12 protein-coding genes are annotated in these 16,419 nt (G+C 58.3%); 3 read left to right on the plus strand and 9 right to left on the minus strand.

What is annotated here, in order from left to right; all coding sequences use genetic code 11:
• Positions 1-746: 746 nt before the first annotated feature.
• Together AKG12_RS08735 and AKG12_RS08740 are read right to left on the minus strand one after the other, a co-directional pair.
• Positions 747-2,117 (minus strand): PleD family two-component system response regulator, encoded by a 1,371-nt coding sequence (locus AKG12_RS08735; RefSeq protein WP_046800297.1) that lies wholly within the window; start codon positions 2,115-2,117, stop codon positions 747-749.
• An 18-nt stretch (positions 2,118-2,135) separates the two neighbouring features.
• Positions 2,136-2,507 carry a response regulator gene (locus AKG12_RS08740; RefSeq protein WP_003496409.1) on the minus strand — a complete coding sequence of 124 codons (372 nt, stop codon included), beginning with the start codon at positions 2,505-2,507 and terminating at the stop codon, positions 2,136-2,138.
• Positions 2,508-2,638: 131 nt separating this feature from the next.
• Between AKG12_RS08740 and AKG12_RS08745 the strand changes: the two genes are divergently transcribed.
• The 3 genes from AKG12_RS08745 (at position 2,639) to AKG12_RS08755 (ending at position 5,707) form a co-directional block, all read left to right on the plus strand.
• Positions 2,639-2,947, plus strand: a complete 309-nt coding sequence (locus tag AKG12_RS08745) for a DUF3572 domain-containing protein (protein ID WP_046800298.1) — start codon at positions 2,639-2,641, stop codon at positions 2,945-2,947.
• A gap of 68 nt (positions 2,948-3,015) precedes the next feature.
• Positions 3,016-4,299, plus strand: coding sequence for a DNA polymerase IV (locus AKG12_RS08750; protein WP_052818530.1), 1,284 nt, complete (start codon positions 3,016-3,018; stop codon positions 4,297-4,299).
• A gap of 169 nt (positions 4,300-4,468) precedes the next feature.
• The gene (locus AKG12_RS08755) at positions 4,469-5,707 is read left to right on the plus strand and encodes a L,D-transpeptidase family protein (protein ID WP_052818531.1); all 1,239 of its coding nucleotides are present in this window, start codon (positions 4,469-4,471) and stop codon (positions 5,705-5,707) included.
• A gap of 23 nt (positions 5,708-5,730) precedes the next feature.
• Here the strand turns inward: AKG12_RS08755 and dnaE are convergent, their stop codons facing one another.
• The 7 genes from dnaE to AKG12_RS08790 all read right to left on the minus strand — a co-directional run bounded on the left by dnaE (position 5,731) and on the right by AKG12_RS08790 (position 16,379).
• Entirely contained in the window at positions 5,731-9,234 is a 3,504-nt protein-coding gene (dnaE, locus tag AKG12_RS08760; RefSeq protein ID WP_052818532.1) for a DNA polymerase III subunit alpha, read from the minus strand.
• 487 nt (positions 9,235-9,721) lie between these two features.
• Positions 9,722-10,405, minus strand: a complete 684-nt coding sequence (locus AKG12_RS08765) for an ABC transporter ATP-binding protein (RefSeq protein WP_052818533.1) — start codon at positions 10,403-10,405, stop codon at positions 9,722-9,724.
• Positions 10,406-10,420: 15 nt separating this feature from the next.
• Positions 10,421-11,728: a lipoprotein-releasing ABC transporter permease subunit gene (locus AKG12_RS08770; RefSeq protein ID WP_052818534.1), complete on the minus strand. Its 1,308-nt coding sequence runs from the start codon at positions 11,726-11,728 to the stop codon at positions 10,421-10,423.
• 127 nt (positions 11,729-11,855) lie between these two features.
• Positions 11,856-13,178, minus strand: coding sequence for a proline--tRNA ligase (gene proS, locus AKG12_RS08775; RefSeq protein WP_046800376.1), 1,323 nt, complete (start codon positions 13,176-13,178; stop codon positions 11,856-11,858).
• Positions 13,179-13,880: 702 nt separating this feature from the next.
• The gene (locus tag AKG12_RS08780; RefSeq protein ID WP_052818535.1) at positions 13,881-14,186 is read right to left on the minus strand and encodes a DUF1467 family protein; all 306 of its coding nucleotides are present in this window, start codon (positions 14,184-14,186) and stop codon (positions 13,881-13,883) included.
• Positions 14,187-14,449: 263 nt separating this feature from the next.
• Positions 14,450-16,117: a ribonuclease J gene (locus tag AKG12_RS08785; protein WP_046800305.1), complete on the minus strand. Its 1,668-nt coding sequence runs from the start codon at positions 16,115-16,117 to the stop codon at positions 14,450-14,452.
• The gene (locus AKG12_RS08790) at positions 16,110-16,379 is read right to left on the minus strand and encodes a hypothetical protein (RefSeq protein WP_156316038.1); all 270 of its coding nucleotides are present in this window, start codon (positions 16,377-16,379) and stop codon (positions 16,110-16,112) included. The genes AKG12_RS08785 and AKG12_RS08790 overlap by 8 nt, the downstream gene beginning before the upstream one ends.
• Between the last annotated feature and the right edge of the window lie 40 nt (positions 16,380-16,419).

A 16,419-nucleotide genomic window follows, 5' to 3' on the forward strand; every position in this document is an offset into this window, starting at 1 on the left:
CAAAGACATTCCCCGCGAAATGCGTGACGCTTTGGCGTCGGGAAAATGCGTAATTTGGGAATATGGAAGGCAGCCGGGAGGCTCCTCAAATCCGGCAAAGCTTCTTGCGCCGCGATCCTGCGCTTCACCCCTCCTCCGCCATAGATGCGTGGCCGTTAACGGCGTGGAGCCACAACACAGGGCCGCTGGGTAAACCTGTTTCTCAGTCAGACAAGCTTTTCGGGATAAGGCGGTCGGCCAACGATGTGATTACGGCACGAGGAACCGATTCGGACATCGTCAGCCGACCGACCCCACGATTCAGGAGATGCGGCGGACCTGAGCATCATGGGGCATTCGAAATACGCAATACCAGCCCCTGACGAGCGAAACCGCAGCGGCATGAGCCGCCATCATTCCATCATCACAAGACGGAAAAACCGCCGGAAGAACTGTTATTCTCGATAATGAGTGTGCGCAGAAGTAAAATAAAAATCAACAAATTCTTAAGCCAGCGATACATAACCCGGAAAACATGGTTAAATATACAACGCTGGCACACTATAGTTTCCTGCGAGATTGAATTCAATATATTTTTCAACTTGAACTGTATTAAAGCCGCAGAATTTCGCCTATTCATTGCAATAAGATAAAATACAGGCGAGGTCAGGGGCTTGAGCCTCCCGAGGTGGCTTTTCAGCTCCTCGAACGACGATAAACCCGAAAAGACGACATGGTTTTCAGCGTCAGACGCATGCGGACCGCTTTCAGGCGGCGGCAGCCACCACCCGGTTGCGCCCGGCGTGTTTCGCCTCATAGAGCGCCCGGTCGGCCTGTTTCAACAGCTCATCCGGCATCCCGAAAGCGCCGCTGCTGGTGGCGATGCCAAGCGAGGCGGTGATGCTCAGTTCACGGTCGATGGAGCGGACGTAGAAAGGCTTGTCTTCGACGATCGCCCGCAGACGCTCGGCGACGCTCGTGGCAAGCTCCATCGGCGTATCGGGCATGACCACGACGAATTCTTCGCCACCGTAACGGCAGGCAAGATCAGCGCCGCGCACCGTGCTGCGGATGCGCGCTGCAAATTCGCGCAGCACTTCATCGCCCACATCGTGGCCATAGGTATCATTGACCAGCTTGAACCGGTCTATGTCGGTCATGCAGATGGAAATCGGACGGCCCCGCACGGCGGCACGGTCAAAGAGTATCTTGAGATGATTGTCGAGATAACGGCGATTGTTGAGGCCGGTCAGCGCGTCGACAATGGCAAGTTCCATCGTGTGCTGCAGGTTGAGCCGCAGGTGTTCGTTGTAACGCTTGCGCCTTATCTGTGTCAGTGAGCGGGCCACAAGTTCGTTGGGATCGATCGGGCGCAGAATATAGTCATTGACGCCGAGATCGAGCGCACGCGCCACCATATCGTCCGCCCCCTGCTCCGCCACCAGAAGCAGCGGCAGGAAACGGGTGCGCTCCAGCGAGCGAAGCTGTGAACACAATCGCAGCGGATCGTAATCCTCGAAATTGGAATTGACGATGACAAGCTCGAAAGAGCTGCTCGCCGCTTTCAGCAGCGCCGCCTGCGGATCGGTGACGGCATCGACCTCGGCGATCGGCTTCAGCGCCCTGACGATCCGTTCCTGCGAACTGGCGCGGCCATCCGCGACCAGCACGCGGCCGGGCGTCTGCATCAGGCCGTCGGCACGCAGCATCTCTTCGATGCCGATCTGCCTTGCGGTTTCAGCGCGCAGCCGCAATTCGTCACTGACAGCCTTCAGACGCACGAGGCTTTTGACACGGGCAATCAGCTGAAGGTCGTTGACCGGCTTGGTCAGAAAATCATCGGCGCCGGCCTTCAGGCCGCGCACCCGGTCGGAAGGCTGATCGAGCGCAGTGACCATGACGACGGGAATATGCGCCGTCTTCGGGTTGGCCTTCAGCCTTTCGCAGACCTCGAAACCATCCATGCCCGGCATCATGATGTCGAGCAGGATAATATCGACCTGCTCCTCGTCGCAGATCGCCAGCGCCTTAAAACCATCCTCGGCGGTGACGACATCGAAATATTCCGCCACAAGCCGCGCTTCGAGAAGCTTCACATTGGCAGGAATGTCGTCAACAACCAGAACTCTCGCCGTCATAACCGTTCCCCAGCCGCCTTAGGCGTCGCCCAGATAAGTCTTGATGATTTCGATGAATTTCGGGACGGAAATCGGCTTTGATACGTAGGCTTCACATCCGCCCTGACGAATCCGTTCCTCATCGCCCTTCATGGCAAAGGCCGTGACGGCGATGACCGGGATGACGTGCAGCTCGTCATCTTCCTTCAGCCATTTCGTCACCTCCAGCCCCGACACTTCCGGCAGCTGAATATCCATGAGGATGAGGTCCGGCCGGTGCTTGCGGGCAAGGTCCAGCGCTTCCATGCCGTTGCGCGTCTGGATCGTCGTATAACCAGACGCCTCGATCAGGTCGCGAAAGAGCTTCATGTTCAGCTCGTTGTCTTCGACTATCATGACCTGTTTGGGCATGGTGGGCAGTCCCCGTTTCGCTTTGAAACCTTCATCCAGACATATAAGTTGCCAGAGAACCGATTCCATCGTCCATTTGTTGCGCAAGGCTAGAGGGATTTGGTTTCAAAATAGGTAACTTCGGGGAAGAAATGCTGCGCGATACGAAAAACAAAGGCAATGCCGGCAAAGATCCGCAAGAAACGGCGGCCGCCATACTTGGCTGGCTGGCAAACGAACCGGACATGCTGGCGCGTTTCCTGGCGCTGAGCGGCTTGCAGGCCAATATGCTGCGCCAAGCCGTCAACGATCCCGGCTTTCTGGCGGGCCTCACCGATTTTCTGATGAGCCACGAGCCGGACCTCATGGCGTTTTGTGCGGCAACCGACACCTCACCCGAAACGGTGGCCGCCGCCTGGCATCATTTTTCCGGCCCGGGGCTGGATTCGGGGGAGTATTGACGGTCACCCCTTGAGCCGCGGCCACCGCCGGAGTAAGGTCGGCGACGTTCTGGTTTTGTTTTCGCCCCATGTCCACGTCGCACCGCTATGATCCCGGTTTCTGCCGCGACTGCCTGGCTGGCCAGCCAGCGGGTTTGAGGCGTTGCCGCGCCTGCGGCAGCCCGCGTCTCGTCTATCATGACGAGCTTTACGATCTCAGCATCGCCCATATCGATTGTGACGCCTTCTATGCATCCGTTGAAAAGCGCGACAATCCGGAGCTTGCCGACAAGCCGGTCATCGTCGGCGGTGGCAAGCGGGGCGTGGTTTCGACCGCCTGCTATATTGCCCGCATTCAGGGCGTGCGTTCCGCCATGCCGATGTTCAAGGCGCTGGAAGCCTGCCCGGATGCGGTGGTCATCAAGCCCGACATGGAGAAATATGCCCGTGTCGGGCGCGAAATCCGCGCGATGATGCAGGAATTGACGCCGCTTGTGCAGCCGCTTTCCATTGATGAAGCTTTTCTTGATCTCGCCGGCACAGAGAGGCTGCATCATGACCCGCCAGCGCGCGTGCTGGCGAAATTTGCAAAGCGCGTGGAAAAGGAAGTCGGCGTAACCGTCTCGGCCGGGCTTTCCTACTGCAAGTTTCTGGCCAAGGTTGCATCCGACCTCAACAAGCCGCGCGGTTTTTCGGTGATTGGCGAGGCAGAAGCGCTTGCCTTTCTGGCCACGCGGCCCGTAACCACAATCTGGGGCGTCGGCAGAGCCTTTGCTGCGACGCTGGAGGCGGACGGCATCCGCATGATCGCACAGCTGCAGGAAATGGAAGAAGGCGATCTGATGCGCCGTTACGGCGTGATGGGGCAACGGCTCTTCAGGCTTTCGCGCGGCATTGACGAGCGGCATGTGCACAACAACGATCCGGTCAAAAGCGTGTCTTCCGAGACGACCTTCTTCAACGACATTTCCCGCCATGAGGATCTGGTGCCGATCCTGCGCTCGCTTTCCGAAAAGGTCGCATGGCGGTTGAAGAAGAACGGCATTGCCGGCCAGACTGTGGTGCTGAAGATGAAGACGGCCGACTTTAAAATCCGTACCCGCAACCGCAAGCTTGATGACCCCACCCAGCTTGCCGACCGGATTTTCCGCACCGGTCTCTCGATGTTGGAGAAGGAAACCGACGGCACGAAATTCCGCCTGCTCGGCATTGGCGTCAGCGATCTGCGCGATGCGGACCTTGCCGATCCTCCCGATCTCGTCGACAGGCAGGCCGGGCGGCGGGCGGCGGCGGAAGCGGCGATGGACAAGCTGCGCGACAAGTTCGGCAAAGGCAGCGTCGAGACCGGCTACACGTTTGGCACACGCAAATAGCGGTTTGATCGTGGGCCTTGGGAACCGCGCATCGGCCGTTCCACCACTTGATGCCAATGTATTTTAGATTTTACACAAATTAGTGATGTTGCAGCCGCACCGTCCTTAAGCTTCATTAAACTTCGCGTGGTTGAGTGGAGCCAGTTTTGTGCATGTGGTGTATTGCGTCATGTCCCTCCGCCTCCGTCTTCTGACCGGCATGCTGTCGGCCAGCATTCTTGCCTTCCCGGCGCTTGCCGCCGATAGCAGGTCGCTGCAGATCCTCGTTTCGAAAAGCGACCAGTCGCTTTCGCTTTACGAAAACGGCGAAATCATAGCCACCTCGAAAGTCTCCACCGGCAAGGCCGGGCACGAGACGCCGAGCGGCATATTCTCCATTCTGGAAAAACGTAAATACCACGAGTCGAATATCTATTCGGCCGCACCCATGCCCTTCATGCAGCGGCTGACTTGGTCCGGCATTGCTCTGCACGAAGGCAAGGTTCCGAACTATGCGGCTTCGCATGGCTGCGTGCGCCTGCCTTCGAAATTCGCCAAGTCACTTTTTGGCGACACCCAGGCCGGCGTGCATGTCATCATCACCGACCGCCCGGTTTCACTGCGTTTCGTGCAGCATCCGGCGTTGTTTGAACCACGCGACGATGCTGATGACGGCAAGCTGCTTTTATCGGATGTGGAACTGCGCCCCGCGACCTTCGATGCGGCTTTGGGCACCGTCGAAGTTGCCATCAATGAAAAGACGCAGGCGCTTAAACCGGCGGTGAAGGCCAAGGCCGCCTCGCCCCTGCGCATACTCATCACCCGGCGTGGCGAGCGGGAAAGGGTGATGGATATTCAGGCCGTCTTGACCCGTCTTGGCTTCGACGCCGGCTCAGCGGATGGTTATGCCGGGGAGATGACGGTAAGCGCCGTGAACGGTTTCAAGCGCTGGAAGGGGTTAAAAACCACCGGGCCGCTTCTGACCGACGCCTTCGTGACGGCGCTTTACGAATCCGCCGGTGAAAACCACCCACCGAATGGCCAGATCATGGTGCGGCAGGATTTCAAACCGCTATTTGAGGCGCCCATCGACATCAGGGATCCCGAAGTTGCGCTCGGAACCCATTTCTTCGAGGCTGTTACCGTGGATCGCGCAGCCGGAACCGCCGAGTGGAACGGCGTGACGCTCGAAAACCATCTGCCCAACGCAGCCCGAAAGCGACTTGGCATTACCATTGCCGAAGCGCCGGGCGGCTTCGATCAATTGAGTGCCGTGCTTGGCCGTCTCGACATACCGACAGACATTCGCTCCCGCATTGAACAGGAGCTTTCAACCGGCAGCTCGATCACCGTTTCCGACCTCAGTCACCAGATGGAGACAGGAGCCGGAACGGATTTCATTACCGTGACGAAAGAAGGGCCGGTTTGAGGAACGCGTGAGCGTCTGAACTCTTAAACCAGTTCCACATCGACGACGCCGGGAGCGGCACGCAGGGCTGCGGCGATTTCCGGGGAAATGCGGTATTTCTCCGTCAGTTCCACCTCAATCTCGCGGCTGCCTTCATCTTTGATGACGATGAAATAGACCGACCCGTCACCCTTGGTGTTGAGGTGGCGGGCGACGGTTTTTAGTGGGCCGGAATCGCGCACATAGACGCGCAGAGCCTTCTGCATCTGCACCGACTTCTCCTCCAGCGACTGAGCCGTCTGGATGCGCAGACCGATGCCTTCCGGGCGTTCTTCCGCCTGCACGGTGATGACAAGCGATTTGCCGACCTCGAGCAGATCACGGAACTGAGCGAGCCCTTCGGAAAACAGCACCGCCTCATATTGCCCTGACGCATCCGAGAAGGTGACGATACCCATCTTGTTGCCGGTGCGGGTCTTGCGCTCCTGCTTGCCGGTGACGGTGCCAGCCAGACGCCCGGCGGTCGCACCCTGCTTCACCGCCGCCGAAAAATCCGCGAAATTCTGCACGCGCAACTTTTCCAGCACGGGGCGATAGGTATCGAGCGGATGGGCTGTGAGGTAGAACCCGAGCACCTGATATTCACGCAACAGCTTTTCCGAGGCGAGCCAGGGCTGGAAAGCCGGCAGCACCAGTTTTTCCGGGCCGTTTCCACCACCGGAACCGAACATGTCCGACTGGCCGATGGTGCGGTTGTTCTGCGCCATCTGCGCATAACCGATGATGCGGTCGAGCCCGCCAATCAGTTCGGCGCGATCGCGGCCGAAACAGTCGAAGCCGCCGGCATTGATAAGACTTTCCAGAACACGCCGGTTGATCTGTTTGGGATCGATACGCAGGCAGAAATCCTCAAGGCTCGTGAACGGCTTGTCGCCGCGCACTTCGACGATATGTTCGACCGCGCCCTCGCCGACGCCCTTGATGGCGGCCAGCGAATAATAGATGCGGTTTTCACCGGTCTCGAACTGGCGGAAAGACGTCTGTACCGAAGGCGCGACGACCTCGATGCCGAGGCGGCCGGCATCCTGCCGAAAATCGTTGAGCTTTTCCGTGTTCGCCATATCGAGCGTCATGGACGCCGCCAGGAACTCCACCGGATAATGCGCCTTCATATAGGCGGTCTGGTAGGACACGATGGCGTAGGCGGCGGCGTGGCTCTTGTTGAAGCCGTAATTGGCGAACTTCGCCAGAAGGTCGAAGATGGTGTTGGCCTGCGGTTTCGACACGCCGTTCCTGATGGCGCCATCGACAAAACGCTCGCGCTGCTGGTCCATCTCCTCCTTGATCTTCTTGCCCATGGCGCGGCGCAGAAGATCGGCTTCGCCAAGCGAATAACCTGACAGGACCTGGGCGATCTGCATCACCTGTTCCTGATAGACGATAACACCCTGCGTTTCCTTCAGCAGATGGTCGATGGTCGGATGGATGGACTCCAGCTCCTCCTCGCCATGTTTGCGGGCATTATAGACCGGGATGTTTTCCATCGGGCCCGGACGATAAAGCGCCACCAGCGCGATGATATCCTCGATGCAGTCCGGGCGCATGCCGATCAGCGCCTTGCGCATGCCCGCACTTTCCACCTGGAACACGCCGATGGTCTCGCCGCGCGACAACATCTCGTAGGTTTTCGTGTCCTCCAGCGGAATGGCGGCAAGATCGACCTTGATGCCGCGCTTGGCGACGAAATCCACGGCGACCTTCAATACCGTCAGCGTCTTCAGGCCGAGGAAGTCGAATTTGACGAGACCGGCGCTTTCCACCCATTTCATGTTGAACTGGGTAACCGGCATATCGGACCGCGGATCGCGATACATCGGCACCAGCTTCGACAGCGGCCGGTCGCCGATGACGATACCAGCGGCGTGGGTGGAAGCATGGCGATAAAGCCCCTCGATCTTCTGGGCGATATCCAGGAGGCGAGCGACGACGGGTTCCTTGTCTGCCTCTTCCTGCAGGCGCGGCTCTTCCTCGATGGCCTTTGACAGCGGTGTCGGATTGGCCGGGTTGTTGGGCACCAGCTTGCAGATCTTGTCCACCTGCCCATAGGGCATTTCCAGCACGCGGCCGACATCGCGCAACGCCGCGCGCGCCTGCAGCGAACCGAAGGTGATGATCTGCGCCACCTGTTCGCGGCCATATTTGCGCTGCACGTAGCGGATCACCTCTTCGCGCCGGTCCTGGCAGAAGTCGATATCGAAGTCAGGCATCGATACACGTTCGGGATTGAGGAATCGCTCGAACAGCAATGAGAAACGCAACGGATCGACATCGGTAATGGTCAGTGCATAAGCCACAAGCGAGCCGGCGCCCGAACCACGGCCAGGGCCGACCGGAATATCCTGCTGCTTGGCCCATTTGATGAAGTCGGCAACGATCAGGAAGTAACCGGGGAACTTCATGCGCGAGATGACGCCGAGTTCGAAATCCAGTCTCTCGCGATAATCCTGTTCCGTATAGCCGGGCGACATGCCGAGCGCGGCAAGCCGCTGATCCAGCCCCTCCACCGCCTGGCGGCGAAGCTCCTCGGTTTCGGCATGTTCCGCCGCTTCCGGGTCTTCGCTGGCGCCGGTGAAACGCGGCAGGATGGGTCCGCGCTTCTTCAGCACATAAGAGCAGCGGAGCGCAATCTCGATAGTGTTTTCCAGCGCCTCGGGAATGTCGGCAAACAGCGCCGTCATCTCCTGCCGGCTTTTCAGATAATGATCGGGCGTCAGGCGGAAGCGGCTGTCATCGGAAACGATGGCATTATGCGCCACCGCCATCAGTGCGTCATGCGCCTCATAATCGGCCTTGGAAGGGAAAAAAGCCTCGTTGGTAGCGACCAGCGGAATATCATTGTCATAAGCAAGGCCGATCATGCGTCGCTCATGGGAACGGTCATAACCGGACTGACGCTGCAATTCGACATAGAGCCTGTCACCGAAGAGCGACTTCAGCGCCAGCAGGCGCTCTTTGGCCTGCGCGGCATGGCCTTCCTTCAGCGCCATATCGACAGGACCGCCAGTAGCGCCCGTCAGCGCGATGAGCCCGGCATTGGAGGCTTCTTCCAGCCACGCGCGGGTAATATGCACGGAATGTCCGCCGCTACCCTCGCCTTCCAGATAGGCGCGGCTGATCAGATCCACCAGCCGCTCGTAACCTTCGGCATTGGCGGCCAGAAGCACGATGGCGGGGAGTTTTGCAAGATGACTATTATGATTGCGGCGGTCCTCCGCCGCATCCTGCATGTCGATCGACACCTGACAACCGATGATCGGCTGCAAACCTTCGTCGCGCGCTTTTTCGGAAAACTCCAGCGCAACGAAAAGATTGTTGGTATCGGTGATGGCAATTGCCGGCTGGCCGTCCGCGACGGCCTTGGACATGATTTTCTTGAGGGGTAACGCCCCCTCAAGCAGGGAGTAAGCGGAATGAACCCGCAGATGGACGAAACCAGGCGTTTTCAGCGTTTCGTCAGAGTTTTCTCCACGCACAACCGTATCGCCCATATCGTCGTCCTGTCATTCTGAATCGAGGGGGCGATTTTCCGATTTCCGGCGCTTAAAGTCTACAGCCTTGCGGCCTCCATACAGGCTTCTGCGCCGGCGTTTCCTTCACAGGGCAGTGAGGATCACCGAAAAGCTGGCAACAAAGACAGCGATGGAGGCGAAAGCGGCAACGTCACGGATGAAATCAGTCATTGGTCTCTCCTTACTCGTTATGTTCCAACTTTGTTCTCATTTTGTTCGATTGTCAACAGGGTTTTGCTGGTATTCCTCTTGTTAACGCCGCAGAATCAGCTGCGGTTCCGCTCGCATGATCGGCAAGCCCCTGACTCCAAAGCAAAAAAAACCGAAGGCAAAAACACCTCCGGGTTCTCAAAAATTCAATTGTGGAAGGACGAGCGGGTCTTCCCGAAGACGCAAGGGCGAAGAGACTCACCGCTTCGGAGCAGATCGCATAAGGCTTCGCGACGGTCGCCTTATGCCGTCACGATCAGAAGTCGACGATCTTGCCGTCTGCAAGCGTTACCCGTCGGTCCATGCGGGCAGCGAGGTCGTGGTTATGGGTGGCGATCATCGCCGCAAGGCCGGACTGGCGCACCAGGGCCTCCAGCGCATCGAAAACATAATGCGCGGTCTCGGGATCGAGGTTGCCGGTCGGCTCATCCGCAAGCAGCAGAAGCGGCGCATTGGCAACCGCGCGCGCAATCGCCACGCGCTGCTGCTCGCCGCCGGAAAGTTCGGCCGGGCGATGTTCGCCGCGATGGCCGACGCGCATGTAATCCAGCAGGGCGCTCGCGCGCTTGCGCGCCTCAGCCTGCGTCAGACCGGCGATGAGCTGCGGCATCATTACATTTTCCACCGCCGAAAACTCCGGCAGGAGGTGATGGAACTGATAGACGAAGCCGATATCGCTGCGACGGATCGCCGTGCGGGTTTCATCCGGAAGCCCGTTGCATGGCGCGCCGTTGATGAAAACCTCACCCGCGTCAGGATGTTCCAGAAGCCCCGCCAGATGAAGCAGTGTGGATTTTCCGGTACCGGAGGGGGCGACGAGCGCCACCATCTCACCGCTTCTCAATTCAAAATCGGCCTTGCGCAGAATGGAAAGCGACGTTTCACCCTGACCATAGGTCCGTTCCACGCCGGTAAGCCGCAGCACTGTTTTTTTTGCCATATTGCGAAGCGGTCCTTATTCGTAACGCAGGGCCTGCACCGGATCGAGCTTGGAGGCCCGCCATGCTGGGAAGATCGTTGCCAGGAAAGAAAGCGTCAGCGCCATGATGACGACGGTGATGGTCTCGCTCAAATCCATTTCGGCCGGCAACTGGCTGAGGAAATAAAGCTGCGGGTCAAACAGAACCGTGCCGGATATCCAGGAAAAGAACTGCCGGATGGATTCCACATTGAGGCAGACGATGACGCCCAGCGCCACCCCGGCAAAGGTGCCGACCGTGCCGATGGCCGCCCCGGTCATGAAGAAGATTCGCATGACCGCGCCGGAACTGGCCCCCATGGTGCGCAGAATGGCGATATCGCTGCCCTTGTCCTTCACCAGCATGATGAGGCCGGAAATGATGTTCAGCGCCGCCACCAGAACGATGAGCGTCAGGATCATGAACATCACGTTTCGTTCCACCTGCAGGGCGGAAAAGAAGGTCTGGTTCCGCTGTCGCCAGTCGGTGATATAAATCTGCCGTTCTGCCGCCTGCTCCACCAGCGGCCGGATGCCGTCAACGTCATCAGGGCGGCTGACATAAAGCTCGATGGATTGCACGATGCCGTCGGCATTGAAATAAAGCTGGGCTTCGGACAGCGGCATATAGATCATCGACGCATCATATTCCGACATGCCGATCTCGAAGACGCCTGAGATCTTGTAGGACTTGACGCGCGGATTGACGCCCATCGGCGTCACGTCGCCTTCCGGCGAAATGAGGGTGATGTCATCTCCCGCCGTCACGCCAAGCTGCGCGGCAAGCCTGGAGCCGACCAGAACGCCATCGCCTGCCATGAAGCCGACGAGATCGCCGGTCTTGATGTTGCTGGCGACTTCCTTGATCTTGTCGATATCCTCCTGGCGCACACCGCGCACCAGCGCGCCGGAGCCTGCGCCGCCACGGCCGGAGGCCAATGTCTGGCCTTCCACCAGCGGCAGGGCCATGGTGACGCCCGGCACGGCGGAAAACCTCTTCGCCAGCTCATCATAATTATTGAAGGGCTGATCGATCGGCTGGACGATCATATGGCCATTAATGCCGAGAATGCGCGAAATCAGCTCGGTACGGAAACCATTCATGACAGCCATGACGATGATGAGCGTTGCAACGCCCAGCATGATGCCGACAAAAGAAAAACCGGCGATGACGGAAATGAACGCTTCCTTGCGCCGCGACCGCAGATAGCGCCATGCCACCATGCGTTCAAAAGCGGAAAAAGGCCGGGCGGTCTTTTCCCGGGCGGAAGGAGCCGCACCCTTGTCAGCATCGGCTTTTGCCATGTCGTCTCCCTGATCTCAATTTGCAAGATCGGTCTTTTCCAAAGATCGGTCCCAATCGTAGCGGCGCCTGCGCCATAAAACCGGAGCGGTCTTCGCATGAAGGCCGCTCCCATCTTTCCGTTCGCGCTTAGCCAAGCGCCTTGTTCATTGCCGCCTCGATTGTGACGGTTTCACGTTCGCCGGTCTTGCGGTCCTTCACTTCGACTTCGCCGTTCGCAACAGAACGCGGGCCGACGATGATCTGCATCGGCACACCGATCAGATCGGCGGTGGCGAATTTCTGGCCCGCGCGGTCGTCGGTATCGTCGTAAAGAACATCCTTGCCGGCGTTGGAGAGCTGATAATACAGCTTTTCGCAAGCCGCATCACAGGCCGCATCGCCAGCCTTCATGTTGATAATGACAACATCAAAAGGCGCGACCGAGGCCGGCCAGATGATTCCGTTCTCATCATGCGATGCTTCAATGATGGCGGGAACAAGGCGTGTCGGGCCAATGCCATAGGAACCCATGTGGACAGGGTGTTCCTTGCCGTCCTTGCCCTGCACTTTCGCGCCCATCGGCTCGGAATATTTGGTGCCGAAATAGAAGATGTGACCAACTTCGATACCGCGTGCCGAAAGACGCTCACCATCGGGAATGGCATCATAGGCTGCTTCGTCATGCATTTCGGAGGTGGCGGCATAATCGGCAGTCCACTCGTCGAATACACCCTGAAGGGCTGCGACATCGTCGAAGTCGGTATTTTCAGCCGGGATGGCACGGTCGAGGAAGCTCTTGTGGCAGAAGACCTCGGATTCACCGGTATCGGCCAGAATGATAAATTCGTGGCTGTGGTTGCCGCCGATGGGGCCGGTATCGGCACGCATGGGAATGGCGCGCAGGCCAAGGCGCTCGAAAGTGCGCAGGTAAGCCACGAACATCTTGTTGTAGGAGTGGATCGCGTCTTCCTTGGTCAGGTCGAAGGAATAGGCGTCCTTCATCAGGAACTCACGTGAACGCATGGTGCCGAAACGCGGACGCACCTCGTCGCGGAACTTCAGCTGGATATGATAAAGGTTCAGCGGCAGGTTCTTGTAGGACTTCACATAGGAACGGAAGATGTCGGTGATCATCTCCTCATTGGTGGGGCCATACAGCATCTGGCGGTCCTGGCGGTCCTTGATGCGCAGCATTTCCTTGCCGTAATCGTCATAACGGCCGCTTTCCTGCCAGAGTTCGGCGGTCTGCAGGGTCGGCATTAAAAGCTCGATGGCGCCGGAACGGTCCTGCTCCTGGCGGATGATCCTGTTGACCTTGTCCAGCACGCGCTTGCCGAGCGGCAGCCAGGAATAAATGCCAGCCGATTGCTGCCGGATCATGCCCGCACGCAACATCAGGCGGTGGGAGACGATCTCCGCTTCCTTGGGATTTTCCTTCAGGATGGGCATGAAATAACGGCTGAGACGCATGACGGATTCCATTGATGTGGACGACAGCGCGCAAAGGCGCGGGAATCGCCCCGAATAAAGGGATATTGGCGCCGGATATAGCCGTTTCCCGCCAAGAAGAAAACCCGCCATGAAAAGAGGGTTGAAGGCGATTTCGTGGCATTTTCGAGATAGCTAATTCGCGTCAAAACGCTTTGACCGGAATATTATTCTTGATCCGGTGCGACAAATTGCACCACAGAGAATTTTTTGCCGACTGTAACAAATATGCAAAAAATGAGATGACAAGCATGGGTGATTGAGCTAGCTTTAGCTTACAAAAGAGGCAAGAAGTTTAAATTCTTGTCATTTTCGCGGTCAGTCTTGGGAGGATCAGATCTTAGGCGCGCTAGTCGCTGCCCCGGCAACGGTTACAGATCACGCGAAACCTGAAAAACAAGGCTGAAAGGCCTTGTTTTTTTTTGATCTCAGCACACGACAATGCCCCGGCGGGCTATTCCGGTAAAATTGTGACGGTGAATCAGCCGCCCAATACGCTTATGCTGTGTGCACGACAGAGATGACATCCATATGACACCCTCAGATACGCCTTGCGGCGACACGGACAGAGCTGCCGTATTTTCAGTCATCCCGGTTTTGAGGTGGAATGCACTCGATACGTTGTAAACGTAACGGAGTGACGTTTTCCAGGTCACGAACTCAGTGGAATGAAGCTTCGAGACTTCAGTCGTAAACGGGGACAATTCTCGGGAGATCGTCGAGGCTGAAGCCGAACCACCAGGATCCGCCGTACCACACACCACAGATCAGGGCAGATATCAGTGTTGTCCACAGAACGATGCGGCCGCCTCGGAAGCGGGATGGCGCGCTGGCGATGGTGCCAAGCGCCACGTCGCCGTCTTCCGCCTGGGTGCGAAGTCCAATCGGCAACACAACAAAAAGCACCGTCCACCAGACGATGAAATAAACGGCGAAGACCGAAAGAAGCGGCATGTGATCCTCCTGCACAATTGGCTTCTTGTAACGCATTCATCCGTAAAGCGGAATCACTTCTCCGCAAAAAGCCTTGGAAGGAAGAACAGAACCGTACTTTGAGCAGGCGCTTTCAGATCGCGGACCAAGGCGCACGACCTCTCCTCCGTCATGCCGGAGTTGATCCGGCATCCAGCCAAGCCGCGTCTGCGCCATGAGACGAGTCTTCAAGCGATCGAGGGCTCCCGTTGGACCCCGGATCTAGTCCGGGATTACAGGGTGCGGATGATACGGTCACCCGAAAGCTCTTGCCTCCCCGCTCAAACCTTTGTGACGAAAACCGTTACGATCGGCTTCTTGCCCCAGGTCTGGTTGGCGGCGGCGCGAACGGCGCGGCGCACCGCTTCGCGCAGCAGTTCCAGATCCTTGCGGCGGGCGCGGGGAATGCTCTCCACAGCGCCGAGAACGGCGTCATAAAGCGTGTCCTCCATGTCCTCGCCCTCGTCATCGAATTCCGGCAGGCCGAAAGGCACGACATCGGGATCACCGAGGAAGTCGTAACGGCTATCCAGCACGACATTGACGGAGACGTGACCGGCGAAGGAGAGTTTGCGGCGATTGCTGATGCCCATCTCGTCCATGTCGCCAATGAGATTGCCGTCCTTGAAGACGCGGCCATGCGGCGCATCATCGATGACTTCCGCAGGACCGGGGGCCAGACGCAGAACATTGCCGTTGCGCACCTTCGGCACCTGCGAAATGCCGGCCTGTTCGGCAAGTTCCTTCTGCGCCACCAGATGCGCCGCCTCGCCATGGACGGGCACAACGATCTGCGGCTTCGTCCATTCATACATCTTCAGAAGTTCGTTGCGGCGCGGATGGCCGGAAACATGGACCAGCGCTTCGTTGTCGGTGATGATATGGACACCCTGCTCGATCAGGCCGTTCTTGATGTCGATGATGGCCTTTTCATTGCCGGGAATGGCGCGGGACGAAAACACCACCGTGTCACCGGAAGCGAGCGCCACATTGCGCATCTCGTCACGCGAGAGTTTGGCAAGGGCGGCACGCGGTTCACCCTGCGAACCGGTCAGGATCAGCACCACCTTGTCGCGCGGAATATAGCCATATTCATCTTCGGCGAGGAATGGCTTGATGCCTTCCATGATGCCGAGGTCCTGCGAGACGTTGACGACGCGCTTCAGCGACGAGCCAAGCAGCAGCACCTCACGCCCCGCGGCCTCTGCGGCCTGCGCAATCGAGCGGATACGCCCGACATTGGAGGAGAAGGTGGTAACGGCCACTCGGCCTTCAGCATTCTCAATGATCTGCCGCAGGCCTTCGGAAACCTCGTGTTCGGAGGGCGAAACGCCATCGCGGACAGAGTTGGTACTGTCGCACATCAGTGCCAGCACGCCCTCTTCGCCGATGGCGCGGAAGCGGGCTTCATCCGTCAACGGACCGAGCGACGGCGCTTCATCGATTTTCCAGTCGCCGGTATGGATGACGTTGCCGAGCGGTGTGCGGATGACCAGCGACATCGGCTCTGGGATGGAGTGGTTGACGCCGACAGCTTCGATTTCGAACGGACCGACATTGATGCGGTCGCCAGCCTTAAAGGGAGTGATCGGAATTTCGGCGCGGCTGCCCTCATAGGCGCGCTTGGCTTCCAGCATGCCGGCGGTGAAACCCGAGGCATAGACCGGCACGTTGAGGCCCGGCCACAGATCGTTCAGCGCGCCGTAATGGTCCTCATGGGCGTGGGTGATGATGATGCCTTTGAGGTTTTTCTTCTGTTCGGCGATATAGGTGATGTCGGGCAGCACCAGATCAACGCCCGGCAGATCGAGACCGGCAAAGGTCACGCCGCAATCCACCATGATCCATTCACGCTTGCTTGCCGGACCGTAGCCGTAAAGCGCCAGATTCATGCCGATTTCACCGACGCCGCCAAGCGGCAGGAAGACCAGTTCGTCCTGTTTAGCCATTGTTTTTCTTATCCATTCGCGTGCGCGCATGGACGACGGCACTTTGCCGCGCCCCGCGCATGTTTGCAGCATCGGGCCTGTTAAACCATCTGATCGACCGGGCCGATGCGGAGCCGGTCTGCCATCCTGCTTTTTTGAGCTGCAGGAAAACTCCAACCTGTGGGATCCGGTTCGGCGCGGGTCCTTGGTCCGCACCGTTCACCTCGAGCATTTTCGCTTTTCTCCGAAACGCGAAAATGCCTACCTTTTTGTTTTTACGCATTTTCCTGACGTAAAACCGCTACGCACTTTTACTGGAAATG

The organism is Agrobacterium sp. SUL3, assembly GCF_001263295.1.
Taxonomy (GTDB): domain Bacteria; phylum Pseudomonadota; class Alphaproteobacteria; order Rhizobiales; family Rhizobiaceae; genus Agrobacterium; species Agrobacterium tomkonis.

What these genes read in the sequence shown, in the direction of transcription:
- AKG12_RS08735 (WP_046800297.1), bottom strand. Translation starts at nt 2,117, where the DNA reads ATGACGGCGAGAGTTCTGGTTGTTGACGACATTCCTGCCAATGTGAAG.
- AKG12_RS08740 (WP_003496409.1), bottom strand. Translation starts at nt 2,507, where the DNA reads ATGCCCAAACAGGTCATGATAGTCGAAGACAACGAGCTGAACATGAAG.
- AKG12_RS08745 (WP_046800298.1), top strand. Translation starts at nt 2,639, where the DNA reads ATGCTGCGCGATACGAAAAACAAAGGCAATGCCGGCAAAGATCCGCAA.
- AKG12_RS08750 (WP_052818530.1), top strand. Translation starts at nt 3,016, where the DNA reads ATGTCCACGTCGCACCGCTATGATCCCGGTTTCTGCCGCGACTGCCTG.
- AKG12_RS08755 (WP_052818531.1), top strand. Translation starts at nt 4,469, where the DNA reads ATGTCCCTCCGCCTCCGTCTTCTGACCGGCATGCTGTCGGCCAGCATT.
- dnaE (WP_052818532.1), bottom strand. Translation starts at nt 9,234, where the DNA reads ATGGGCGATACGGTTGTGCGTGGAGAAAACTCTGACGAAACGCTGAAA.
- AKG12_RS08765 (WP_052818533.1), bottom strand. Translation starts at nt 10,405, where the DNA reads ATGGCAAAAAAAACAGTGCTGCGGCTTACCGGCGTGGAACGGACCTAT.
- AKG12_RS08770 (WP_052818534.1), bottom strand. Translation starts at nt 11,728, where the DNA reads ATGGCAAAAGCCGATGCTGACAAGGGTGCGGCTCCTTCCGCCCGGGAA.
- proS (WP_046800376.1), bottom strand. Translation starts at nt 13,178, where the DNA reads ATGCGTCTCAGCCGTTATTTCATGCCCATCCTGAAGGAAAATCCCAAG.
- AKG12_RS08780 (WP_052818535.1), bottom strand. Translation starts at nt 14,186, where the DNA reads ATGCGTTACAAGAAGCCAATTGTGCAGGAGGATCACATGCCGCTTCTT.
- AKG12_RS08785 (WP_046800305.1), bottom strand. Translation starts at nt 16,117, where the DNA reads ATGGCTAAACAGGACGAACTGGTCTTCCTGCCGCTTGGCGGCGTCGGT.
- AKG12_RS08790 (WP_156316038.1), bottom strand. Translation starts at nt 16,379, where the DNA reads ATGCGTAAAAACAAAAAGGTAGGCATTTTCGCGTTTCGGAGAAAAGCG.